We start from the raw sequence: 25,716 nt of genomic DNA on the forward strand, positions 1-25,716 counted from the left end.
GGCTTTGCTACCGCTTTTTTAGCGACTGGCTTCGCTGCTGCTTTTGCTGCTGGCTTTGCTACCGCTTTTTTAGCGACTGGCTTCGCTGCTGCTTTTGCTGCTGGCTTAGCTGCTGCTTTTGCTGCTGGCTTAGCTGCTGCTTTTGCTGCTGCTTTTGCTGCTGCTTTTGCTGCTGGCTTTGCTGCTGCTTTTGCTGCTGGCTTTGCTACCGCTTTTTTAGCGACTGGCTTCGCTACTGCTTTTGCTGCTGGCTTAGCTACAACTTTTTTAGCTGCTGGCTTAGCTGCTGCTTTTGCTGCAGGTTTCGCTGCGGCTTTTACCGCTGGCTTAGCTGCTACTTTTTTTGCAGGGGCTTTCTTTGCCTCTGGTGGTTTTGGTCCTGTTGCCATTTTGTTTCTCCTTCATGAGATGGAAAAAATTAATCAATTAAATCCGCTCATTAAAACAATAAGGCGAGCGGATTATTCATGGGCACAAACAAACTGTTGTTTGCGCTAATGAATGCGGCACCGGCTGAACTGCTGCATCTCCTCTATTGATGCAGCACTTCAGCCATATGGCTTTTGAAGGCGATTCCGTATCCCGGGTATCACAATCCAGCGCTTGCCAGCACAGTTGCGGATACCAATATCAGAATCAAGCAAAACAAACAGCCAAAAAAAACGCCCGCATTAATCAATGCCGGCGTCGGTATTTTGTATTGCAGGAGTTTTTCCAAAACCAAAAGCCGCGACACTTGCGTGGTGTCGCGGCACAAACAGAGTAGATCGATTCGGTCTATGACTGTCCATTCAGTTTGGTGAGGCCTCTCGCGTTTTACACGTCATGCGAATTTGAGTAAGGCATCCAGACTAATCTGAATTTTGGCGGAAATTATTTTCACTGTTTTTCAACTGTTATTCCCAGTTGAGCGCTCCGCCAGTTTGGTACTCAATCACACGTGTTTCAAAAAAGTTGCGTTCTTTTTTCAGGTCTATCATTTCGCTCATCCACGGAAACGGATTCTCTTCCTGCGGGAACAAAGTATCAAGTCCAATTTGTTGTGCACGGCGATTAGCGATGAATCGTAAATATCCTTTGAACATCGGCGCATTCAAACCAAGCACTCCACGCGGCATTGTATCCTCTGCGTAGCGATATTCCAACTCCACCGCACGCAAAAACAACGATTTAATTTCATCACGAAATGTCGCTGTCCACAAATGCGGATTTTCCATCTTGATCGTGTTGATCAAATCAATTCCGAAATTGCAGTGCATCGATTCATCACGCAAAATATATTGATATTGTTCTGCTGCGCCCATCATTTTATTTTGACGACCGAGCGCCAAAATTTGTGTAAAGCCGACGTAGAAAAACAGACCTTCCATCAGACATGCAAAGACGATTAAGGACTTTAACAAAGTCTGATCTGTCTCCATCGTACCGGTCTTAAATTCCGGATCGGTCAATGCGTTGATGAACGGGATCAGGAACTGATCTTTATCACGAATCGACTCAACTTCATTGTAAGCATTGAAGATTTCTGCCTCGTCCAAACCCAACGACTCAACGATATATTGATAAGCATGAGTATGAATCGCCTCTTCAAAGGCTTGACGTAACAAATACTGACGGCATTCTGGTGCGGTGATGTGGCGGTAAGTACCCAGCACAATATTGTTCGCGGCCAGGGAATCAGCGGTCACAAAGAAACCCAGATTACGTTTGACTAAACGACGTTCGTCTTCTGTCAAACCATTTGGACTTTTCCAAAGTTCAATATCACGCTGCATATTGATTTCTTGCGGCATCCAGTGGTTAGCGCAACCCGCTAGGTATTTATCCCATGCCCATTTATATTTAAACGGCACAAGCTGATTGACATCAGTTTGTCCATTGATAATCCGCTTATCGGCAGCATTAACGCGACGTGCAACCTCTGCAGGTGCAGCCTCAACAGATTTTATCGGTGCAACTATTGCAGCAAGCTCTGGTAATGGCATACGGGTATTGATCGCTGGCATCGCTGGTGTCGCTGGAGCCATCGGCGCTGCTGGAGCGACTTCTTCATCCCAAGAAAGCATTGGTATATTCCTTAAATTCACTTACTAAATAATTCTATCGTTTTCAGATTTTCAGAGGGAGCGAGCATTATCGCTCTGCCTCTCATCCTTGATCACTTGCTGCAGTTGCAGCAGTTTCGTTAGTTAACCGCTTATTTATTGATGAGCGGCTAACTCACGTCCTGCAATTACTGACAAGCCTCGCACTCTTCGAAACCGGCATCGCCAGGACGCAAGTAGCAAGCAGCACCATCGGCTTCTGATGCAGTAGCTACAGGCACTTCTGCGCTAGCAGAATATCCGCCGCTGCCATCCACGGCAACTGCATTCAGTGCACCGGTTTTACTTGTGGACTTTTCAGTATGAGTCGCACCTATCGTACGCAGGTAGTAGGTAGTTTTCAGGCCACGCAACCAAGCTAACTTATAAGTCTCGTCCAGTTTTTTACCAGAAGCACCTGACATATAAATGTTCAGTGACTGCGCTTGATCTATCCATTTCTGGCGACGTGATGCAGCTTCTACCAACCAGGATGGACTAACTTCAAATGCAGTTGCATATAGTTCACGCAGGTCTTGCGGGATACGATCAATCTTTGCCAGGCTACCGTCGAAGTATTTCAGATCAGCGATCATGACTTCGTCCCATAAACCACGTGCTTTCAAATCACGCACCAAGGATTCATTAATCTCAGTAAACTCGCCGGACAAATTCGATTTTACATACAAGTTTTGATAAGTCGGTTCGATACAAGCCGATACACCAATAATGTTAGAAATCGTCGCTGTAGGCGCAATCGCTACACAGTTGGAGTTACGCATACCGAACTGTTTAATACGATTACGGATAACAGACCAATCCATCGTTTCAGAATAATCGACCTCCAGATAACCACCGCGCTCTTCTGCTAACAGCTTCAGAGAATCTTGCGGGAGAATGCCACGATCCCACAAAGAACCACGATACGAGCTGTAAGCGCCGCGCTCTTCTGCCAACTCAGACGATGCCAGATAAGCGTAATAGCACACTGCTTCCATCGAGTTATCAGCAAATTGCACTGCATCCATTGATGCATAAGGTATGCGCATCATGTGCAAGCAATCCTGAAAACCCATAATGCCGAGACCAACCGGACGATGACGTAAGTTGGAGTCACGCGCTTTCTTGACTGCATAATAGTTGATGTCGATCACGTTATCCAGCATGCGCATCGCTGTACGGATAGTTTTTTGTAACTTGATGTGATCGAGTTTGCCGTCCTTCATGTGCGCTGGCATATTGACCGAACCTAAATTACACACTGCGATCTCGCTGTCGTTTGTGTTGAGTGTGATTTCGGTACACAAATTAGATGAGTGAACTACGCCCACATGTTGTTGTGGCGAGCGAATATTGCATGGGTCTTTAAATGTAATCCATGGATGACCAGTCTCAAACAGCATGGATAACATCTTGCGCCACAAGTCTAGCGCAGGGATTTTTTTGGATAGTTCCAGCTCACCGCTCGCCGCTTTAGCTTCATAAGCAACGTAAGCCTGTTCGAAAGCTTTGCCAAACTTCTCATGCAAGTCAGGTACATCGGACGGCGAGAATAAAGTCCAGTCGCCTTTTTCCATAACACGCTTCATGAACAAGTCAGGAATCCAGTTGGCGGTATTCATGTCATGCGTACGACGACGATCATCGCCAGTGTTTTTACGCAGATCAAGAAATTCCTCAATATCCATGTGCCAGGTTTCCAGATAAGCGCAGACTGCACCTTTACGCTTACCACCTTGGTTGACCGCAACGGCTGTGTCGTTGACGACTTTCAGGAAAGGCACGACGCCTTGGGATTTACCGTTAGTTCCTTTAATATGTGCGCCGAGTGAGCGGACTGGCGTCCAGTCATTGCCCAAACCACCTGCATATTTCGCCAGCAGAGCGTTTTCTTTGATCGCTTCGTAAATACCATCCAGATCATCCGCGACCGTAGTCAAGTAGCAAGAGGACAGTTGTGAACGCTGTGTACCTGAGTTGAACAAAGTCGGAGTCGAACTCATAAAATCAAAGCTAGACAATAAATTATAAAACTCAATTGCACGAGCTTCACGATCAATCTCGCTAATAGCAAGACCCATCGCAACACGCATGTAAAAGGCTTGCGGCATCTCAATCCGTGTTCCACGTACATGCAAGAAGTAACGATCGTACAAAGTTTGTAGACCGATGTAACCAAATTGCAAATCACGATCAGCAACCAGCGCGTTGGCAAGCTTTTTCAAATCGAACTGACCTAATTTTGCATCCAACAACTCTGCTTCAATACCCTTTTTGATAAATTTAGGGAAGTAGTCAACGTATTCTGCCGCCGCTGCTTGTTGCGCAACTTCTTTACCAAATACCTCTTTACGAACTGTATGCAACAACAAACGTGCTGTAACCTGACTATAGGCAGGCTCTTTTTCCATCAAAGCGCGGGCAGCCAAAATAGCCGATTTATGCAGTTCTTCAACTGGCACGCCATCGTACAAATTCTTTAAGGTTTCTGCCAGAATTGCTTCTGGATCGGCCAACTTATCCAAACCAACGCAAGCAGCTGTAATCAAGTTACGAACTTGTGCGATATCCAGCACCGTAGGTTGACCATCAACGATCACATGAATTTGCGGTACTGCGATATCGGTCTTGGATGCCTGTTGCGATTCTAGTTGCTGGCGGCGCTCATCTTGACGCTTGGCACGATACAAAACATAGGCACGTGCCACATCATGTTCGCCAGAACGCATCAGTGCTAATTCAACTTGATCCTGGATATCTTCAATATGAAACGTACCGCCAGTTGGCTGTCTGCGTACCAAAGCAGACACGACGCTAGCAGTTAATTGCTCTACCAATTCACGGATACGGGCAGACGCCGCACCTTGGCCGCCGTTAACTGCCAAAAAGGCTTTAGTCACAGCGATTGCGATTTTGGAAGGCTCAAAACCAACCACAGCACCATTCCGGCGAATGATGCGGTAGTCACTGTAACTGGTAGCTTGCGAAACTGGCGCATGGTTAACTGCATGCGACTGTAAAGCCGACAGATCAGATGTGATTGGTGTTGATGTTTCTATTGAAGAGTGCATTTGGCCTCCGGGGTCAGCGTGAATTGTGTTTACGTCGTACTTCGTGTTTTGAGACCGATGATATCGATCGCAATGCTTATTTTTTCAACTAAGTTACCGAACTAAGTTGCTCAACTACGTTTGATTTACTGCGTTTGGTTTGTATTTACTGGAATTACCTACTGTCTTGAATTAGGTTTTTACTCCATTTGAGTCAAGCAATATAAATTCAGTGTGAATTCAAAATCTGATCCAAGTCTCTGTTTTATAAATCATTTATGACAATAAAACCGGGGTAAAAACAAGATCAAGTGAAACAGGATTAACAGCAGCATTATTTAAACCAAACCACTAGATGTAGTGCAGAAGATTTGATTTGCACTAATTCTAGTGCCAGAGAGGGAGATGTGCAATCGCTTTTTTTGTTAAAAAGAGAATTATTTTTTTACGACAGCTGGGTTTGTTGATTGACAATCTCAAAGCATGAATGGAAAGCTTGGTGCAGCATGAGTAAGCACTAACCTAAATTCTTGATCCAATAATTTTTTATATTGTTTCCAGTCAAAATAGGGGCCGGGGTCAGTCTTCCTTCCAGGAGCAATATCTTGATGTCCAACGATGTGACGGATAGGTAGTTTTTGGCATAGGGCGTAACTGAGCGATGCCAGGGTCTGATATTGCCCAGCTTCAAACTCCTTAGTATCAGTCCCCTCAAGCTCTATGCCTACAGAAAAATCGTTACAGCCAGACTCTCCATTGAACTGCGAAACACCCGCATGCCAGGCCCGTGCCGCGGTTGAGACGAACTGCAATAAGCTTCCATCCCGGCGTATCAAAAAATGGCTAGACACGCGTATGCCGCGCAAGGACTCAAAACTGGGGTGCATTGAGTAATCAAGCTGATTTAAGAATAAATCGGAAATTGCAGAGCCGCCAAATTGACCGGCAGGCAAGCTAATGTTGTGAATTACCAGCAGTGAAACTTCGGCATGCTCAGAGCGAGCATCAAAATTAGAGGATGGCAGTCGCATTGCTAATGAATACCAACCATCCGCATCCAACCCGATAGTTGTACTCGAAGATGCCGAGTTCGTCTGACTTACTGAGTTTGATGGATTTAATGGAGTTGACATAGCCGAATGACCCGATTTACTCCGGGTCATGTATTTTCAGTTTTTGTATCTGGTAACGCAATTGCCGGAAACTTACTCCCAGTAATTCTGCCGCTTGTGTGCGGTTATTGCGCGTTTTAACTAGCGCGCGGCGAATAACTTCCTTCTCTATCCGCTCCAAATAATCTGGTAGAGAACATGGTAAATCAGGCTCGATGAAAATATTTTTTCCGCTGTCCGTGACGCTAACTACAGGCTCTACATGATGCGCATTCTGGTACGGGGACAAAGCGGCAGAGTTAGTTTCAACCGTATGGCTTGGGTTTAGCACCTCTGCAGTGGCCGATGTTTCAGGAGTGCCAGGCAGGCTCGTCATTGCTGGTGAAAGTACTGGCAATGCTTTTGTCGCAGGACGCAAAGCCAGATCACTGACTTCAATACAACCATCATTCGCAAATGCCAGCGCACGCTCCAGAATATTCTCCAGTTCGCGCACATTACCCGGAAAATCATAGGCGGCCAAAGCTTGCAGCGCCTCATTAGATAGTAAGGTAGCAGCGCCAGAATTAGAAAGTTCTAGGGTAGAAAGACGTCGCAAAATACCTTGCGCCAATTCTGCCACATCCCCTAAACGCTCGCGTAGCGGAGGCAAATGCAACTCAATGACATTCAGGCGGTAATATAAATCTTGGCGAAATTTACCTGCCGTCACGCAATTAGCCAGGTTTTGGTGAGTCGCGCTAATAATACGGACATCGACAGGCTCTTCGTTAGTAGCACCGACCTTGCGGACTCGCCTCTCTTGTATCGCACGCAATAGCTTGACCTGCATCGCCAGCGGCAAATCAGCAACCTCATCCAACATCAGCGTACCGCCGCTCGCCGCCTGAAAAAACCCATCACGGTCATCACTAGCACCAGTGAACGCGCCTTTACGATAACCAAAAAATTCCGCCTCCATCAAGGCCTCTGGGATGGCGCCGCAATTGACTGCAATAAAAGCTTTGTCCGCACGCGCACTATTATTATGTATCTCACGCGCTGCCAGCTCTTTACCGCTACCCGATTCTCCAGTGATGATGACTGGTGCCATGCTGCGCGCCAGTCTGGTGATTTGGGAGCGAACATGCTGTAGCGCCTCAGAACGCCCGATCAGACCAGAAGGTAGGATGCGCTCTGCTTGCTTGCTATCATTACCATCTTGAATGTCATGCGCGGTACGGATTTCGCCCAATTGTAAAGCTGATCTGACCAGCTTACGCAACTGATCCAGTGCAACCGGCTTCGACACATAATCAAAGGCGCCTGCCTTGAGGGCAACCACTGCGTTGTCAGCGCTGCCAAAAGCTGTAATCACAGCAATCGGCGTATTTTTATAGTGGCTGTTAACGTCCTGAACTAACTCCATACCAGAACCATCTGGTAAGCGCATATCCGTCAGAATTAAGGCATAACTGGTTTTGGATAAATAATTACGTGCGATAGCGAGTGTCTCGGCGCTATCTACGTCCAATCCCATCTTGATAAGGGTGATTTCTAGCAACTCGCGCAGATGCGCCTCATCATCCACAACAAGAATGCGCGGAATTCCTGGCGAATCTTTAGAGCTCAACTCTTTATTGTTCATATTTACTCGTGTCTTTTGTTCGCTTTAGTTCATGCAACGTCAGAAGGAGAAGAGTCGATCAAAGTGAAGTTAACCACAAAACGGCCTTTTGATTCACCAAATAAGGAGGACGGATCATCTGTATGGTATTCGTAGTCCAGCAAAGCGTGATTATTCAAACATAGCTCACGCGCCATATACAAACCCAAACCGGTACCTTTACTTGATGTAGTGTAAAAAGGCTCGAATAAATGTGAGCGCACTTCTGCAGCGATGCCAGGACCATCGTCCTGAATATGCAATTCTTGCCGGTTGATCGCACTCATTTGGGCATAAATCCGTATGCTACCTGGCTTGCCACTGGCGTAACGCACGGCATTCGACAACAGGTTAACCACAATTTCGCGCAAATGGCCGGGATCAAACACAATATGAAAAGTAACTGACTTGTCCGTATAAATCAAATGTGGATCCAAGCCACGTGTCTCAACAAAGTCTTGCACAATCTCAGCAATAAAAGGTAACAAAGAAAATGGTTTCGTATCTGCCTGCGCCTTGCGCGATAACTTAAGAATATCCTCGATCAACTGGTTCAAGCGTCCGACATTATCATCCACAATTTTTAGCAGGCGCCGCGCTTGTACCGGGTTAGACATATCCTCACCCAACAACGAGGCGGCATAAGAAATTGACGACAATGGGTTTCTGACTTCATGTGCGATGCTAGCCGTCAGACGTCCCATTGATGCCAGCTTTAATTGCTGCGCCTGATTCTCGATATCCGACACATCCTGCATAAAGATAATTGTATATGTACCCTGCTCATGGCTAAACCCTGCAATATCCGCACTATCGACATCCACAAAGCGCAGTTTTAAATGTGTCACTAAATCAGAGCGATTCAAGTTTTCTGGTGAACTGGCATCAATGGTGGCGTCATTTAATTGCCGGATAGAGATGAACGAGATCTCTTCACCCACCGTCCATGGCATGATGCCAGTATGAATAGTCTTGGTATTGAGCGTAGAATCATTTCTGCTAGACAAAACCTCGGCTATTGGTCGCAAAGCAGGAATATCACGTAAACGGGCTCTGCTGGCTTGCTGGATCAGACGTGCGCCCAACATGCGCTCTGCAGCTGGGTTTATCTCTACTAAATGTTCGGTCTGGTCGATAACTAAAATACCGTCACCCATATCGGCAATTACCAGACGGTTAATCGCCTGTTGTATTGCCAGTGCTTTGCCACGCTGTACCGCCAAAGCCTCTTGCTGAATCAGATTTTTTGCTAAGCGATTGAGTACGAACACTACCGCAAAATAAGCTGCTCCATACAAACCGGCTTGCGACGTCAGACTAGTATCTTCTTGCTGCAAAACCCTGTAAATACTTTCTACTAATAAAAATAAAGTGACGAAGGCTGCAAAAAATAAACCCCATAATAAAGGCGCCAGAATACCGACGCCCGCTAAGGGGAAAATATACAGAATCGCCAAGCCACTTTTATTACCACCAGACGCCAGATAAATAATAGAAATGATAATAATATCAAGTGCAATCTGACTCGCCAGTTGCGTCATGAATCGCCGCTGATAATTGATTTTAATCAGGACAAAGAAAATAGCGATGATCAGGTAAGCACTACAAGCCTGAGTGAATACGGTGTACTCAGTGAACCATATTTCTTTACCGCCCCTCAGGCTCATGTAACCAAACAACACGATGGCAACGACTACCCGTGACACATTCAGGGTCTGAAGGGAACGCCAGAACGTGGCGCTAGGTAAAGAGGGGACGATAGCGGAGCTGGACATTTAATGCAGCGGTCTAATGCAAGTCGGCATGCACGACACTACAAAATACCTGCTGCTGCCGGTACACTGCCTCGGATGCAGGTACATATACTTGACAATGCTCACAACAAACCATGGTCTCAGCATGTTGATTTGCCTGATGTGGATTAGGGCTTGAGCCGGTTGGTCCGCCATCCAAAGGCGCTTGCTGTTGGGCCGATGAGATCGTTGAACTTTTTTTACGCAAAGCCAACACTACCAACACGGCAAGCACCAGCCACATTAAGAACTTCATGAAAGGCTCCTGTGCAATATCACTTCTAAGACAAACCGGCTACCGACGTAGGCCAGTAATAAGGTTAAAAAACCGCTTAGGGTAAAACTCAAAACTGTTTTCCCCCGCCATCCGCGCCAGCGTCGACCTATCAGCAAAATACCAAACAACATCCAGGAGAACACCGACAAAATGGTTTTGTGATCCCATTTAAACGCTACGCCCAAGACTTGCTCCGAAAACACGATGCCGGACAAAACAGTCAGCGTCAATAAAATAAATCCCATCGCCACTAGCCGGAACAGAATTTTTTCCATCATCAGCAAAGCAGGCAAGCGCTCTATCGCCTTACTAAGCCAGGGCGGTGTCGCTTTGCTGGCTTGCTTGTGCAGATGCGCATCTTGCAAAGTCATTACAACGGCATGGAAAGCAGCGATCGTTAATGTACTGTAAGACAACAATGCAATCGCAATATGCCAGGGAAACATCGCAGGCTTGCCTGCCATCGCGACCAAACTACCTGGGAAGAAGACAGGCAAGATCGCCATGATTGCCGCATTAGGCAGTAACAATACTTTCAAACCATCTAAGGATAAATTACGACTCTCCAACCAGTAAACAAATACAGATACCCACAATGCGGCTGACAACATTACGGCAAACCCCACCCGCAACTCGTTCGGCATAAAAATAGTCAGATACAAAGCCGCTGCATGCACCAGCCAGCCAGCAATCGTCGTCATAGAATCCAGCAAGCGGCGCTGGCCGGGGATAAAGCTGCAAGCGATATATAGTGCAGCGGCAAGAAAAGGGAGATAAGTTTGCATGGTTTAAGTTTACACCATGTAGGCTCAGATTTAGCTTGGGATTTAGTATGAGAATTGTTAGTCGGATCAAGACCTGAATTGAGTTTAGACCGTAAGCTTGTTGCAAGCCGTCCAATAAGACCCTCTAAAAACCCTTGAAGGAAGGCAGAGCGCAGGCTGCAAAACTATTTTTTTCGTCGCTTCTGCGCAGGCGGGAATCGCATGGAGGGAGCCTAGCCTTATTTCATTTTGGGTCAGTCATGAGTGAAGCACTGTTTTAGCAGCACCTTAATGATTCACAAATCCAGCCGTTGGATGTGGAATTAATCCGTCGCCATAAGCACGCAAGACCTGAGCAATAACCACTTGATAACCGTCCAGCCAGTTGGCTTGCGCGGCTTTTGCCTCCAGATGTTTGGGATGCTGCATCAATGCATGTAAGCCGTCCATGGTCTCCCAATAATAGACATTAGAAATTTGTCCGGTCGCTACATTCTCCCAAGCCTCTTCCCCGATATAACCTGTAGTTTGTTTGGCGACTTCGGCAATCGCTTGATCCAGCGCATAAAACTCTGCGTCGTACTGCTTTTTATTAAAGATAAATGTAGCTGAATACATCTGAATCCTCTGGCGGACAAAGTATAGGAAGGGTCGAACCTTAGCGAGCGAGGATTGTAGGATATTTATGTAGAGTGAGGTAATTTTTTACCGCTATGGATGGGCATTACAGCTATATCAACCAGCAGCAGGCTTAAACGACAACTGATATTTTTTCAGTTTGTCATACAGCGTTTTTTTCGGAATCCCTAATTGCTCCGCCGCCGAAGCGACATTGCCGTCTTGCTGTTGCAAGGCTTGCTGAATCAGCGTCGCCTCAAACTCCTCTATGCGTTTTGGCAGAGCATCACTTATATTCAAATTCGCGTTCAAATTTATGTTCGAATTTGCAGTAGAAATTTTGGTCAATGGCGCATCGTTAGTGTTCAGATTGTCCTGATTGACGTGCATCAGGTTTATATCAGCGACTCCCAGCACTAATTTATCCGCAAAGTTGCGCAGCTCACGCACATTACCGGGCCAGTCGCGCTGCTGCCATTGCAGCATCTGCGCAGTAGGAATCAGCGGTGCCGCTTGCTGGTACCGGATCGCTGCCAACTTTAGGAAATGCGCCAGCAGTAAGGGAATATCCTCGCGGCGTTCATTCAGACGTGGCAGCTCCAGACTGACGACACTGATGCGGTAATACAAATCTTCGCGGAACTTAGCTTCTGCGCTCAATTGCAACAAATCTAATTTGCTGGCGGCGATGATGCGGCAATCCAACGTAATTTGTGCATTACCACCCAGTCGCTCCAGCTTGCGCTCTTGTAGCACACGCAAGAGTTTGACCTGCAAAGCCAGCGGCATACTTTCGATTTCATCCAGAAAAATAGTGCCGCCGTTGGCGTATTCCAGCTTACCGATGCGACGCTTTTGGGCGCTGGTGAAAGCGCCGGCCTCATGACCGAACATTTCGCTCTCAAACATCGACTCGGGCAATGCACCGCAATTGATGGCGACAAATTCGCCCGTACGTCCGCTGGCCAGATGCAATTGCTGGGCGACGACTTCTTTGCCGGTACCCGTCGCGCCGTTGATCAATACATCTGCCTGAGTCGGGCCTATCGTTCGGATAAATTTGCGCACCTGCTCAATCGCGGCACTTTGCCCGATCAACTCTGGTACCGCAGACTGGCTAACAACTTGTTGCTTGAGCTTGCGATTGTCCATGACCAGGCGGCGCTTCTCTTGCGCGCGCAAACAGGTGTTTAATAAGCGATCAGCCGCAAACGGTTTTTCGATAAAGTCATACGCACCATTGCGCATTGCCGCCACCGCCATGCTGACATCGCCGTGACCCGTAATCAAAATCACAGGCAAATCAGCATCCAGTGCCGCCACTTGTGCCAGTACGTCCAAACCTGATTGACCAGGCAAGCGCACATCTGTCACAACAATCCCGTTAAATTCTGGCTGCAAATAAATCTGTGCCGCCTCGGCACTAGCGCATGCATGTACTTGAAACCCGCCCAACTCCAAGGTCTGTGCAGTTGCCAGACGCACCGCTTGCTCGTCTTCAATCAAGATGGCTTTTAACATGCTATCGACGTTTGTCACACCTGACTCCCAAACTAAAAACCTTGAGGAAAACCATATACTCCCCTATTTTTTACAGAAATAATGCTGATTGTCCATATTATTATTGGACACCTTAAATATACATAGTGGGAGTATTAATTTACATCTTTATTAATATATCTATATCTATGCTCTGGGGAAGGTCTAGACCCGCCCCATCCAACGCGGGATTTTGACCGTAAATTCTGCCCCGCCTTGCAAGCGGTTTTCAGCACAAAGACTCCCGTTCATCGCCTGCACTATCGAGGATGAAATCGCCAGCCCCAGACCCAAGCCCTGCTCTGATGCTTTGGTGGTAAAAAACGGCTCAAACAAATGCTGTATCACCTGCTCTGGCAAACCCGTCCCGGTATCAATAATACGGATAATCGCGTCCTGCTCATCAGCCTCCAGCAAGACACTAACTTGTGTTGGTCCACGCTGACTATATTCAATCTCTTGCTGCCGCTGCATTTTTTGCACGACAGAATCCAAGGCATTGCGCATCAGATTAATCAGTACTTGCTCGATTCTGACTGCGTCACCCAATACCAGCAAACCGGTTTGCGACGATAAGAGTAAAGCGACGTTTTGTCGCTCAAACTCACTTTGCATTAATAGCGCCGCTGCTTTTAATGACACGGCAAGGTCAACCTCAGCAACGGCCTCGGGACTTTTTCTGGCGAAACCTTTTAGCTGGCTGATAATCGCGCCCATTCTGGCACTGGCATCGCTGATATGTTGAAGATTCTCGTTGGCCTGCGGTACTTTGCCACGCGCCAGGAAGGTCATTGCATTATCAGCAAAGGCGCGGATAGCCGTCAGCGGTTGATTCAGCTCATGCGTCATACCGGCGGCCATCTGCCCTAGCATCGCCAGCTTACCGGTTTGTACCATCTCGTCCTGGGTGGACCGCAGCAGATTTTCGGCATCTTGCAACTTGCTGTACTTGGTCGCCAACTGCACATTGGCATGGGTCAGTTCTTGCGTGCGTAGCGCGATGCGCTGCTCCAGATCATCGGCCGCTTGCTGTAAAGCGCTCTGCAACTCTTGCCGCGCTAGGTGTCTTTCATCCAGACGTCGTCGCCGCTGATGAAACACCGCTGCCGCAGTTGCGAGCAAAATCAGCAAAAGAAAAGCCACCAGCGCGGCCTGAATACCGACACGGCGGATGGTAGACTCCGACGGAAACAGCATCAATTGCCAGGACAAACGACCTATAGGGCGAGTGACGTAGTTACTTTGTATCTTACTTTGTATCTTACTTTGCACCTTACTTTTCACGTCACTCAGTTCATTACGAGAAGACTCACCAAGCTGACCAATATCAGCCCGCTCGGACTTGGGCAAACTGGCAAGTGAGGCAATTGGCTTGCCGCCATATTGCAGGGTCTGCGCAATCAATCTCTGCACATCGTCATTCAGCGTTTGCAAACTATGGTATTGCCAAGCTGGACGATTGCTTAAAAAAATCACGCCATGCTGGTCGCTCAAGGCAATCGGCTCTTCACTGCTACGCCAGGCTTTTTCAAATTCGGTAAGACTAATCTTGACGGCGATGACACCAATGGGAGTGCGTTTAGGCGAACGATTGAGATTGTGAACAGCAGAGCGGATACTGTCCAGCTTTTTGCCGGCCAGTTGATGGGTATTTTCATCCGCGTTTTTATCCGCGCTTTCACCCACATTGTCATCCCCATTACCATCGCCGAATACCGGCTGCGAGATAAAATATCCGGGGACGCTGGTGGTATTGCCGATCGCATAAAAATGTCCGGTACCGCCCTGTATTGCCTCTTTAAAATACGGACGAAAACTAAAATTCTGCCCCATAAAACTTTGCGGCGTATCCCAATTGCTAGCAGCAATGGTGTTACCGTTTTTATCCATCAGATAAATCGCTGCGAGCTTGGATTGCTGTTGAATGTCTTTCAGCGCTGCATGAAATTGTGCCAGCTTCTGCGCATCGCCGGGCGTCGCCAGGATTTGTGAGGCCAAAGGCAGATACGCTAATGCGTACGGCAAGGTTTCGTAACGCTCAAGCACCGATTCCAGATCGAGGGAGATGATCTGCAAATGCCGGTCTCCGGCGGAGCGGATTTCTTCCCGTGCTTTGCCAGATGCCCACCAATATGCACCAAGGATAAACAGCACGGCACATATTAATAAGGCAAAGGCGACAACTACACTGCCAGATAGCAGCGTAGCTGGTTGATGCGAGTCAGATGTACGTCGCATTGGGATGAGTTGGCCTAATAAAATGTGACGATATAGTTTTAAGAGATTAACTTTAAAAGTTTAATCGACTACCGCCATTTTCAGCTCATCCGTGTGGTGGCGTTGCTGCTCTTCCATCACCAGTTGGCCTAACTCACGTTTAAGCAGATTGAACTCGGCAGAAGACGGATCACGCAAACGCGGCAACTCCACCATCAGGTCGCGTTTGACCGTACCGGGACGATAGGTCATGACGACAATCCGATCCGCCAGATAAATCGCTTCTTCTATGCTATGCGTGACAAAAATAATCGTCTTTTTTAGCTCAGACCAGATGCGTAACAACTCATCTTGCAAATTACGGCGGGTCAAGGCATCCAGCGCACCGAATGGCTCATCCATCAACATGATGGGCGAATCTAATGCCAGTACGCGGGCAATCGCTACCCGCTGACGCATACCGCCAGACAGGTCTTTAGGAAAACGGCTTTTAAAATCACTTAAGCCCAGCATCGCTAATAAATCTGAGACTTTTTTCTGGATTTCTGACTTACTGACGCCTTTTATTTCTAGTCCAAATGCGATGTTTTTCTCTACCGTCATCCAAGGAAAAAGTGCGTACTCCTGGAATACCATGCCACGATCTGGCCCCGGCGCAGTGACTAACTTCCCTTCCGCTGTAATCGTCCCGCTGGTCGGTAAAGAGAAACCCGCTACAGCATTCAATAAAGTCGATTTGCCGCAACCCGATGGCCCCAGCAAACAAACAAATTGACCTTCTGGAATCTCTAATTGAATATCTTTGAGGGCGACCACCTCACGGTCACTAGTGGTGAAAATTTTATTCACCGCATTGACTTTGATCTGTACAGGATTTGGGCTTGTCATATTAATTCTCCAGACCACGGTGCCAGCGCAGCAAATGGTTATTCAGTTTGTTCATCGCCAGGTCAATTGCCAGGCCCAGCATACCGATACTGATCATGCCGGCAATAATTTTGTCCGACCAGAAATACTCACGCGCCTCTAAAATTCTAAAGCCAAGGCCATTATTAACCGCGATCATTTCTGACACGATCACAACGATAAAAGCGGTACCGATGCCGATACGCACACCCGACAAAATATATGGCACAGCGGCAGGCAACATGACTCGCAAGAATAAGGTTGTTTGGCTCGCCCCCAGATTGCGCGCTGCACGGATATAAATACCGTCAACATCACGTACGCCAGCAATCGTATTCATCAAAACAGGGAAAAATGCGCCGATCGCGATCAAAAATATCGCTGGTGGATTACCCAGTCCAAACCATAAAATCGACAAAGGAATATACGCAATCGGAGGGATAGGTCGCAGTACTTGCATTAAGGGATTCATCCAGGCATAGGCGCGCTGACTAGCACCCATCGCCAAACCTAACGGCAAGGCCAAACCAGCGCCGACCACAAAACCGACTACCACGCGGTACATACTGCCAATCGTGTCGCGTATCAATTCACCCGATACCAGCCAACCCAGACGGGACATCGTCGCCGGATCAAAGGCTTCCATAGGTGAGGCATACTCACACCATTTTTTTACCACAGCCCAAGGTGATGGCAGGACTTGTGGATTAACCCAACCCATTGTCGTGACCACATGCCAGAACAAAATTAAGACCGCAGGCACCACTAAGCCCGCGCCGATTTCACGCCATTTCTTCATATTGCTTCCTTATAGAGAAAATGCTGTCGATGAATGGCAAGCATCCATCGGAGACGATCATTGACGGCTAAGAGATACGGGCATTACTCCGGTTACCTTAGCCGTAACTATGTCAGCCTATTTGATATTAAGCGATTTTTTTGCAGCGTCGAGCAAATCTGTTTTGACCCAATCTTTAGCGACGGGTGGCTTAGTCATTTTGCCGACGCCATATTTTTGCATCAGATCCGTAGTGATCTGGATATGCTCTGGCGTGACATCGTAGGAATAAGGAGAATTGCCAATCGCGTTGACAAAATCTTCTTTTGTGATTTGTCCTTTGAAAATCGTTTCGCGGACATATTTTTCGGCCAGGTCTTTGTTATCGATAAAGGTTTTAGTCGCCTCTACAAAACAGCGCATAAATTTTTCTGCGAGTGGGCGGTTCTCTTTATAGAATTTTTCTGTCATGACCATCGTGCGTACTGGCTCACCAATTGGTGTGTCGTAAGGTTTGATCAGTTCTGCACCAAAACCTTTGTTAATTGCTTGCGCCGAATATGGTTCAGATTGCATGATGGCATCGACATTTTTACCAAGCAAAGCTTGATTCAAATCAGGAAAGCCAAGATAAATAATCTGCACATCTTTGCCCGGTTGATCAGAATAACTTAAGCCATTTTGCGACAACTCTGCCGCCAGCAAAATATCCTGAATACCGCCACGGGTAACGCCGACTTTTTTACCCTTTAATTCTTTAACGGTTTTGATTCCTAAATCAGGACGTGTCACCAAACGTGCACCACCTTTGGCAAATCCAGCAACGATGTAGATAGGTGCACCGCTGGCTCTGGCAGAGATCACGGCTTCAGACGACACAGCGGCCACATCCAGTTCGCCAGCGATTACTGCTTGCATCGCATCGAGGCCTTTGGGGAATACTTTTTCATCGACTTTGATACCGCATTTTGGCGCGATCTCTTTGATATAAGACACTGCGCCGTAATGAGCAAATTTGAGATTGCCCAATCGCACAACATCTTCTACCTGAGCGGCGCCGGCGAATGCAGCAGAAATGGATAAAACGAGGGACGTGGCGATAGCTTTTTTAAACATGATGGTCTCCTGACTATTATTGATTTGTACAACGGGTATAGCAGACTTTGTGCCAGCTTCGATTATTTTGCAAGTCATTGATTTTTATCATCTTGGCCGGGCTAGTTACCCGGATTATTCTGACGAACCAGAATAATCCGGAGCTAAAACGAAAAAGTTTGCCGTTTTTCGCACAGACACAAATTGAATTCAATTTAGAACACAAACGCAAGATAGCTTATCAGGGCTTATTCTTTTTTGATGTTGTGGCGAGATCCTTGGCCTGATTGTGAAACTCACTAAGTTTCACCGGCCTCGCTCCCGCAGCTGCATCCAGATTAGCATGCAAATGTTTTGCTTGTCCCACCCGTTGCGAGCGATAAATGCCGGTGTGTCCTGAGAACAAATAACTGACCACACAGGCAATCCCCGCATACACGCCAACCTCGGCACCAAACAGCTCCATCGCCATTAAAGTAGAAGCAATCGGCGTATTCGCAGCACCGGCAAATACCGCGACAAAACCAACGCCTGCCAATAAAGGGAAAGGCATATTCAGTAGCGGCGCAAGCGCATTTCCCAACGTAGCACCGATATAAAACAGTGGTGTAACCTCGCCACCCTTAAAGCCAGTTCCCAGCGACACAATGGTAAATAGCATCTTGGCAGCAAAATCATAAGACGCTAAAGGATGCTGAAAAGCCTCTACGATAGCGGGAATACCCAAGCCTATATAACGATCTACCCGGCTATCGCTACCCAACAACCAGAACGCAGCAGCGACCACTACACCACCTATAAAAGGTCGCAGCGGCGCGTAGTGAATCAGCCGCTTCATCAAGGCACTTAGACTATGAGTTGCATCTGCAAATATCTTCCCGGCCAATCCAAACAGTATTCCTGCGATTAGCATCGCGACCAATCCCCAGGCGGATATAGCGGGGATAAAAGGAATCGCATAATGTGTATGGTGTATGTCTAAAATTGGCCCCCAAAGCAAACCTACCTGGTCAGCCACGATCGCTGCCACCAGACAAGGCAAAATCGCGTCGTAACGCAAGCGACCAATCGCCAACACTTCGAATCCAAAAATCGCACCTGCTAAAGGCGTCCCAAATACCGAAGCGAAACCTGCGCTGATGCCTGCCATTAAAATAATCCGGCGGTCTTCGTGTTTAAGTTTGAATAGCTGTGTTAATTGATCCGCCAGAGCGCCGCCCATTTGTACCGCCGTACCCTCGCGTCCGACAGAGGCGCCAAACAAATGTGACACTACTGTGCCAGCTAGTACTAACGGTGCCATACGCAATGGAATCAATTTTTTAGGATCGTGGATTTCATCGATCAAGAGATTATTACCAGCCTCTACCTGCTGCCCCAATTTGAGATACAGCCAACCTACAACAAAACCAGCCACAGGCAATAATGCAATCAGCCAGCGGTATGTCAGCCGGGTATTGGTAGCCCACTCCAGCGCGAACAGAAAAAAAGCAGACGCCGTCCCTGCCAGCGCCGCGACTGCGGTGGCCAATAAAATCCATTTGACCATGTAAGGCACGATCGCCAGTTGCGCAATCGGCCGAGATGAATTAATACTTTGAAGAGATTTCGGAGGTCTGGTTTGTTTTGAGGTTTTCATGCGAATCCTGTTATATCTTTATCTTGGACTATAAGACAAAACCGGATCAATTGAAAATCGCTATGTTGACTATGCGCCTACACCTTCCCAATTGATCAGGGACAAATGTAGGCATCATTAGCACTAGGGTATGTTGACCTAGAGCGGTTAGCGAAAAAATGCAGGAGGAATGCCATCTCCGAGCGTGAATTCTAACGCATCATTTCTACTATGTCTTGGCAATCGGCACTGAGGACGCTGATCGCGTGGTTGAGCAAGGATTTCAGTACCACGACAAAGTTTACTACTCATCAACCATGCTTAACGCAAGAACTTACCATCCTTAGCTATCATCGTCAGTTCAACAAATTCGCTACCGCTATGATCTTGCTCTGAGTAGCCCAGCATGACACCACCGACGTCGAAATGATGCATCGCCTCCAGAGCATGGATCAGACTTTCGCGCGTCGGATTGCGCCCCGCGCGTCGTAAGCCTTCTACTATGACTTTCGCAGCGACAAAACCTTCCATTGCTGCATAAGATGGGTTGACGCCTTGTGCAATCGCAATCGTTTTGAACTCCTGCCCCAATACGCTGGAGGATAAATTCGGTGCTGGCATGATTTGCGACACCATAATTCCAGTGCCTGCTTTACCTAAATTATCTACAAAGGATTGTGATGAATTATTGGATAAGGTCATGATTTGTATCGCACTACCTTGAGCCCTTATGGCTTTAATTAAATCGGCACTAGTGGCAGCAGACCCGACGAGAATCAAGGCCTTTGCTTTACTTTGAGTCACCACAGCCACAGCGGCGGCGATATCCGGTTTGGCACGATCGTATTTTGCGACCACGGCGGGAGTCAGATTGTATTTCGCCATTGCCTGATTAAAACCGACCAGTCCATCATTGCCAAAACTATCGTCGACATGCAATACACCGATCTCTTTAATGCCTACCGTATTAAATTGCTCGACACCTCGCGTGACTTCATCTCTATATTTGGCGCGGACATTAAAGAGATAATGGTTGATTGGCGCATGAAATGAAGTTGCCCCCGTGCTTGGCGCAATCAAGGGGATTTTATTCTCGGCCAATAGCGGCAGCAAGGCCTCGGTATGTGGCGTACCACGGGAGAGGAATAAGGCAAATACATGCTCTTTCTTAATGAGTATCTCAGCATTACTCGCGGCAAGCGCTGGCTCAAACTTATCATCGAGTGTGCGGACTTCAATCTTCCGTCCGTTCACGCCACCATTTTTATTGATGTAAGCAAAATAGGCATTTGCGCCTGCATTCATCTCTTTAACGGGCCCGGCAATTTGCCCTGTCAAACCAACCGTCTGCCCCAGTAAAATCGTGCTCTCACTTACGCCATCTTCGGCATAGGCAAAACCGCCAGCACCCAGCGTTGAGGACACCAAAGCCAGGGATGCGCACAGCCTGGCCGAAAAATACCATGTAGATCGCAGCATATTTGTCTCCTGTTATGAAAGAAAATTTCCTCGACATGAGTGAAATGAACTCTCTTTTTTATATTTTATTTTTTGTGTTTAACTGTAATTAGCTAGGTTTGAGTTTTTTGACACATCTGTTTGAATTCAAACACTCGCGATGCCTTACACAATATTAGGCAATATTGAGCAGCAATCAAACCCCGCAATACACCGCTAGGATTAAACAGGACAAAACCATGTCCAACATCGGTAATACTACGCATCGGTGTTTAATCTTAGGCAACTACATCGTACTATTTGGGATTTTTACAAGTTGTACGAAGGGTTTGCCGCCCTATTCCAGAATTGGAACAAGCAGAACGCTCGATCAGGTAAAATGCTAGCCTGATTAGCGCACCCGAATTTCGCTCTAAATGTTGCTGCATCCATAATTTATCTGAAAATTAAATCTCATCCATGCTCGATAATCTGACCCAACGCCTTGCCAAAGTGGTGAAAACCATGCGCGGCGAAGCTCGTTTAACTGAATCCAATACCGCCGAGATGTTGCGCGAAGTACGTATGGCTTTACTGGAGGCCGACGTTGCCTTGCCTGCGGTACGTGATTTAATCGCCCGCGTCAAAGAAAAAGCCTTGGGCGAAGAGGTCATCAGTTCGCTCACGCCGGGCCAGGCGCTGGTCGGCGTGGTGCAAAAGGAATTAGCCAGCTTAATGGGTGCCGATCTCGGCCCCGAAGCCTATCAACTCAGCTTTGCGACCCAACCTCCGGCAATTATTTTGATGGCAGGTTTGCAGGGTGCAGGTAAAACGACCACAGTCGGTAAGCTCGCCAAATATTTACGCGAGCAAAAAAAGAAAAAAGTTTTAACCGTCTCTGCCGACGTGTATCGTCCGGCTGCGATTGGTCAGCTACAAACTGTGACTGCGCAAGTAGGCGCTGACTTCTTCCCGACGCTGCCGACCGACAAGCCAGTTGATATCGCTTTAGCTGCGCTGGATTTTGCAAAAAAGCATTACCACGACGTGCTGATTATTGATACAGCCGGTCGTCTAGGTATTGATGAAGCAATGATGCAAGAAATCTCCGCGATACATGCTGCGGTCAAACCGATAGAAACCCTGTTTGTCGTCGATGCCATGCTCGGGCAAGATGCGGTCAACACGGCAAAAGCCTTTAATGACGCATTGCCCTTAACAGGTATCGTGCTGACCAAACTAGATGGCGATTCGCGCGGTGGTGCTGCATTGTCGGTACGTCATATCACTGGAAAACCAATTAAATTTGCGGGTGTGGCGGAAAAACTAGATGGCTTAGAAGCCTTCGATCCAGTCCGCATGGCGAACCGCATTTTGGGCATGGGCGATATTCTCGCCCTGGTCGAATCCGCTCAAAAAGGCATGGACGTCGCAGCAGCACAAGATCTGGCGCACAAGATCAAAGGTGGCGGTAAGTTTGATATGAATGACTTCAAGCTACAGCTATCGCAAATGAAAAAGATGGGCGGCTTGTCCAATTTGATGGACAAACTGCCTGCGCAAATGCAGCAAGCTGCGAGTGGCGCGAATATGGATCAGGCAGAAAAAAGTGTGCGTCGCATGGAAGGTATGATCAATTCCATGACGCCAAGAGAAAGAGCAAAACCAGATTTGATCAAAGCATCGCGCAAACGCCGGATTGCAATGGGTGCAGGCGTCCAGATTCAAGAAGTCAACCGCATGCTCGCCCAATTTGAACAAATGCAAAGCATGATGAAGAAGCTGCAAGGCGGCGGTATGATGAAGATGATGCGCAGCATGAAAGGCATGATGCCGGGCAAATCAAGATAAACGCAGAGGCAATACCAGCGCTCTATGGTGCTCTATGGCGCCCTCTGCTAGCGCCTATACAAACCGTAACACTGCAAGACTGCAGACCGAATACCGCCCTGAAAATATGTAAATTTAAGGCGTAATTCGGTTTTTTTCACTCTACAGCACTGCGCTCTGCTAATTACGACACATTTTATACAAAAAGCCACAAAAAACACTTGCATCACTCTGCAAAGCGCACCACTATTAGCGATGCGTGAAACGGCGCATTTTCCAAGATACTTGTGAAGGAGCCTCAATATGGCAACAGCAGCAAAAAAACCAGTGGCAAAAAAACCAGCAGCGCCAGCAGCAGCGGCGAAAAAGCCAGCGGCAGTTAAAAAAGTAGCAGCAGCTAAAGTGGCTAAAGCAGCTAAGGCAGACGCACCTGCACGTAAGCCAAATGCAGCATTTATGAAACCAATGACGATCTCGCCAACTTTGGCAGCAGTCATCGGCGCAGCGCCGATTCCTCGTACTGAAGTCACCAAAAAAGTATGGGAATACATCAAGAAGCACAAGCTGCAAGATGAAGCAAACAAACGCAACATCAATGCAGATGACAAATTGAAAGCTGTCTTCGGCGGCAAAGCTCAAGTCTCTATGTTTGAAATGACAAAGCTGATTTCCGGTCACCTGTCTTAATTTGACCGCAGTCGTTTTGGGCGACTTATTGGCGTATTGCAGGCTTCATCGCAATCCCAATCCCAAACAAAAAAGCCCGCATCGCGCGGGCTTTTTTGTTTTTAATTAGAAAATACTCGGGTAGGGTATTTTCTAATTGTCCAGATAAGATTTGGACAATCAGGCATATTTTTAAAAAATAATGGGGAGTATATTCAATCCACCCCTTCCGAGCCTGATCTCCGCTACGTAGATTGATCGCCTACAAATTGCCACAAGTTACTGGCACCGCGGCCAACTCATTGCCAATGATTTCTCCTGGTTTTCTGTGCAATATGCAGTAAGTTCCATACGGGGTAATAACTTTGGTGACTGGGCGACCATCGCCTAGGAGCACACGCTCCTCGTGATAGCCCTCTCTTTGCGTGGTCGCTGCTGCTGCGATTTTTTGCCCCAGCTTACTCATCGGAGATGCAGATGGTTTTAGGGTAACGCGATCACGGGCTTCAAAATCGGTTTTTAATCCCTTGGTGATGTTAGTTATATCGGTGTTGAGGCCTTTATCAACCATCGCCTGACTTCCTGGTGCTGTGGGCCTTGCTTGGCTCTCAGTCGCTATCATTGGTGTGTTGACAGGTGCATTAGTTGTTTTGGTCTTAGCGATCTTCTCGTTTTTGATGACAGTAACCGAGGATGCGATTATTTTTTGCTCATGATGTTTTAGTACATTCTCTTGCCCGTTGAAAGCTGGCTTACTCTCTGACTCATGCACATCTTTTTTCTGAGGCACCACTAATGCATTGCCAGGAATCAGAACTACAAAAAGTGCAGATGATGGCTCGTTCGCTTTTTTATAAACCGTCGTGTCCGTCCATGCAAAAAATAAAGCACCATGGATTGCGGCAATCAATAGTAAGTAGGGCCAGCGCAGTGGTTTTGTAAGATTTAAATCCAAAGCGCCTCCTTTATAAATTACCGCAATTAACCACCCTGGAAATTTCTCGCGCAATGATTGTGCTGCCACCGGCTGCATTAGCGGCGATCACGCAATAGGTACCGCTGGGTGTAATCATTTTAGTGATATGAGTACCGTCTGGCATCACAAAATTCTGTGCGGTGGTGTCTCGCGGTCTCGCTGCCGCTGCCACATTATTTGCAAAAGCAATGAAAGAAGATGCGGCGGGCCTGGCAGGGAATTGGGTGGGACGTTGCTCTGCTAACAGATCCTTACTGATCTTACGTACATCTAAATTAAGCTTAGTCTCTGAGCTGATCGCCGGATTAGTAGTCGACGTAATCGGCGTATTCGCCAGACTTTCGTCTGTGATCGGTATGGAAATATTTTGCGATGCTAATGGCTTCGCTAAATCTTTTTTAGATGGATTATTTTTTGGGTCAATCGGTAATACCGGCTTAATCTGGCGGGAAGTCGCTACCGGTGGTAGTTGCTTTAAGAGCGGAAGATGTGTGGGCTGGAGCAGTAATTGAATTACCAGCTCCGTCAATGCTGGCTTTTTTTCATGCCGTGATTCTGCTTTTGGCCACAAAAAAAGAAAGGCAATATGCACTCCGATAATGACTAAAAACCACGTCCAGCGTACCGGATTTTTTTCATTTAAACGCAATGCTTCACCTTTTTTTAGTCCATTTTTATTCCAGCTCCGTACTTGTCTGACTTCTTTTTTAGTTTTTAGTTGCGTCTTTTTTGTATTCCCAATTCTTCCAATTGGCTAATACCGCATTCGGATATTCCGGGCGTCCACGGCTACCGTTATAGCGCCCTAAAGCAAGATATAAATTGCCTGCTTCCATATCAATATACAAGCGCAAAATCGAGCAACCATAGCGTAGATTGGTTTGCATCTGGAATAGCTTTTGTGCGTCACCGTCACCAATCGTCTTCGACCAAAATGGCATGACCTGCATAAAGCCGCGGGCGCCGACCACCGATGTCGCGTATTTACGAAAAGCGGATTCGACCTGGATCAGTCCTAACACCATCGCTGGTTCTAGCCCTGCGCGTTTGGATTCGTACCATATCGCTTCCAGCAATTCTTGCCTTGTCTTCGCGTCAGGAATCCTGCGCTTAAGGCGGTCGGACATCTCGCCCAACCACAGCAAATAATCGATGCGCTCATTGATATTGTCGAAACTAGGTTTGGGCGGGCGCGAATCGGTAACGGCTTTGGACAAAGCCAGCCGTACCGAATCTGCCATCGCTTCTTCTTTCTGATTGCCAGCCATTACCGGACCGGCAGTCAGAAAAGCACACAGACCAAACGCACTA

General features: G+C 47.4%; 21 protein-coding genes and 1 riboswitch. Of the genes, 2 read left to right on the plus strand and 19 right to left on the minus strand.

The genetic code is table 11. The features are described 5' to 3' along the window. The 16 genes from AAKU61_RS16270 to AAKU61_RS16345 all read right to left on the minus strand — a co-directional run. Positions 1 to 389 (minus strand): hypothetical protein (locus AAKU61_RS16270; RefSeq protein WP_354333942.1); only part of this gene is annotated, 389 nt, incomplete at its 3' end. A 507-nt stretch (positions 390 to 896) separates the two neighbouring features. Continuing rightward, positions 897 to 2,066 (minus strand): ribonucleotide-diphosphate reductase subunit beta, encoded by a 1,170-nt coding sequence (locus AAKU61_RS16275; RefSeq protein WP_354333944.1) that lies wholly within the window; start codon positions 2,064 to 2,066, stop codon positions 897 to 899. A 167-nt stretch (positions 2,067 to 2,233) separates the two neighbouring features. Beyond that, on the minus strand, positions 2,234 to 5,155 hold the full coding sequence (locus AAKU61_RS16280) for a ribonucleoside-diphosphate reductase subunit alpha (RefSeq protein WP_354333946.1): 2,922 nt from the start codon (positions 5,153 to 5,155) through the stop codon (positions 2,234 to 2,236). A gap of 455 nt (positions 5,156 to 5,610) precedes the next feature. After that, complete coding sequence (gene ampD / locus AAKU61_RS16285) at positions 5,611 to 6,267, minus strand: 1,6-anhydro-N-acetylmuramyl-L-alanine amidase AmpD (RefSeq protein WP_354333947.1); 657 nt, start codon at positions 6,265 to 6,267, stop codon at positions 5,611 to 5,613. A 16-nt stretch (positions 6,268 to 6,283) separates the two neighbouring features. Next, a complete protein-coding gene (locus AAKU61_RS16290) occupies positions 6,284 to 7,873 on the minus strand; it encodes a sigma-54-dependent transcriptional regulator (protein WP_354333949.1) in 1,590 nt (529 codons plus the stop codon). A 29-nt stretch (positions 7,874 to 7,902) separates the two neighbouring features. Then, positions 7,903 to 9,666 carry a two-component system sensor histidine kinase NtrB gene (locus AAKU61_RS16295; RefSeq protein WP_354333951.1) on the minus strand — a complete coding sequence of 588 codons (1,764 nt, stop codon included), beginning with the start codon at positions 9,664 to 9,666 and terminating at the stop codon, positions 7,903 to 7,905. A 13-nt stretch (positions 9,667 to 9,679) separates the two neighbouring features. Then, positions 9,680 to 9,940 (minus strand): PP0621 family protein, encoded by a 261-nt coding sequence (locus AAKU61_RS16300; protein WP_354333953.1) that lies wholly within the window; start codon positions 9,938 to 9,940, stop codon positions 9,680 to 9,682. Beyond that, the gene (locus AAKU61_RS16305) at positions 9,937 to 10,746 is read right to left on the minus strand and encodes a cytochrome C assembly family protein (protein WP_354333955.1); all 810 of its coding nucleotides are present in this window, start codon (positions 10,744 to 10,746) and stop codon (positions 9,937 to 9,939) included. The genes AAKU61_RS16300 and AAKU61_RS16305 overlap by 4 nt, the downstream gene beginning before the upstream one ends. Positions 10,747 to 11,013: 267 nt before the next feature. Then, positions 11,014 to 11,343 carry an antibiotic biosynthesis monooxygenase family protein gene (locus tag AAKU61_RS16310; RefSeq protein ID WP_354333957.1) on the minus strand — a complete coding sequence of 110 codons (330 nt, stop codon included), beginning with the start codon at positions 11,341 to 11,343 and terminating at the stop codon, positions 11,014 to 11,016. A gap of 117 nt (positions 11,344 to 11,460) precedes the next feature. Further along, positions 11,461 to 12,864: a sigma-54-dependent transcriptional regulator gene (locus tag AAKU61_RS16315; RefSeq protein WP_354334005.1), complete on the minus strand. Its 1,404-nt coding sequence runs from the start codon at positions 12,862 to 12,864 to the stop codon at positions 11,461 to 11,463. 183 nt (positions 12,865 to 13,047) lie between these two features. Then, positions 13,048 to 15,120 (minus strand): sensor histidine kinase, encoded by a 2,073-nt coding sequence (locus AAKU61_RS16320; protein WP_354333959.1) that lies wholly within the window; start codon positions 15,118 to 15,120, stop codon positions 13,048 to 13,050. A gap of 60 nt (positions 15,121 to 15,180) precedes the next feature. After that, positions 15,181 to 15,987, minus strand: coding sequence for an ABC transporter ATP-binding protein (locus AAKU61_RS16325; protein WP_322121449.1), 807 nt, complete (start codon positions 15,985 to 15,987; stop codon positions 15,181 to 15,183). 1 nt (position 15,988) lies between these two features. After that, complete coding sequence (locus tag AAKU61_RS16330; RefSeq protein ID WP_354333961.1) at positions 15,989 to 16,804, minus strand: ABC transporter permease; 816 nt, start codon at positions 16,802 to 16,804, stop codon at positions 15,989 to 15,991. Positions 16,805 to 16,921: 117 nt separating this feature from the next. Beyond that, positions 16,922 to 17,899, minus strand: coding sequence for an ABC transporter substrate-binding protein (locus AAKU61_RS16335; RefSeq protein WP_354333963.1), 978 nt, complete (start codon positions 17,897 to 17,899; stop codon positions 16,922 to 16,924). A gap of 220 nt (positions 17,900 to 18,119) precedes the next feature. Next, positions 18,120 to 19,427: a voltage-gated chloride channel family protein gene (locus tag AAKU61_RS16340; RefSeq protein WP_354334007.1), complete on the minus strand. Its 1,308-nt coding sequence runs from the start codon at positions 19,425 to 19,427 to the stop codon at positions 18,120 to 18,122. Positions 19,428 to 19,618: 191 nt separating this feature from the next. Further along, positions 19,619 to 19,706, minus strand: a riboswitch (Fluoride riboswitch). Between the two features lie 111 nt (positions 19,707 to 19,817). Beyond that, positions 19,818 to 20,975, minus strand: a complete 1,158-nt coding sequence (locus AAKU61_RS16345) for an ABC transporter substrate-binding protein (protein ID WP_354333965.1) — start codon at positions 20,973 to 20,975, stop codon at positions 19,818 to 19,820. Positions 20,976 to 21,413: 438 nt separating this feature from the next. On the opposite strand from AAKU61_RS16345, the gene ffh reads away from it, so the two are divergent. Both ffh and AAKU61_RS16355 read left to right on the plus strand, forming a co-directional pair. Then, positions 21,414 to 22,784: a signal recognition particle protein gene (gene ffh / locus AAKU61_RS16350; RefSeq protein ID WP_354333966.1), complete on the plus strand. Its 1,371-nt coding sequence runs from the start codon at positions 21,414 to 21,416 to the stop codon at positions 22,782 to 22,784. A 282-nt stretch (positions 22,785 to 23,066) separates the two neighbouring features. Next, positions 23,067 to 23,450, plus strand: coding sequence for an SWIB/MDM2 domain-containing protein (locus AAKU61_RS16355; protein ID WP_354333968.1), 384 nt, complete (start codon positions 23,067 to 23,069; stop codon positions 23,448 to 23,450). Positions 23,451 to 23,691: 241 nt separating this feature from the next. Here the strand turns inward: AAKU61_RS16355 and AAKU61_RS16360 are convergent, their stop codons facing one another. From AAKU61_RS16360 to AAKU61_RS16370, 3 genes are read right to left on the minus strand one after another with little or no spacing between them, the layout of a single operon-like run. Further along, entirely contained in the window at positions 23,692 to 24,384 is a 693-nt protein-coding gene (locus tag AAKU61_RS16360; protein ID WP_354333970.1) for a hypothetical protein, read from the minus strand. Between the two features lie 10 nt (positions 24,385 to 24,394). Beyond that, the gene (locus AAKU61_RS16365; RefSeq protein WP_354333972.1) at positions 24,395 to 25,054 is read right to left on the minus strand and encodes a hypothetical protein; all 660 of its coding nucleotides are present in this window, start codon (positions 25,052 to 25,054) and stop codon (positions 24,395 to 24,397) included. A gap of 58 nt (positions 25,055 to 25,112) precedes the next feature. Next, positions 25,113 to 25,673, minus strand: a complete 561-nt coding sequence (locus AAKU61_RS16370) for a lytic transglycosylase domain-containing protein (RefSeq protein ID WP_322121701.1) — start codon at positions 25,671 to 25,673, stop codon at positions 25,113 to 25,115. Between the last annotated feature and the right edge of the window lie 43 nt (positions 25,674 to 25,716).

It is taken from the genome of Undibacterium sp. GrIS 1.2 (assembly GCF_040544435.1).
Taxonomy (GTDB): Bacteria; Pseudomonadota; Gammaproteobacteria; order Burkholderiales; family Burkholderiaceae_D; genus Undibacterium.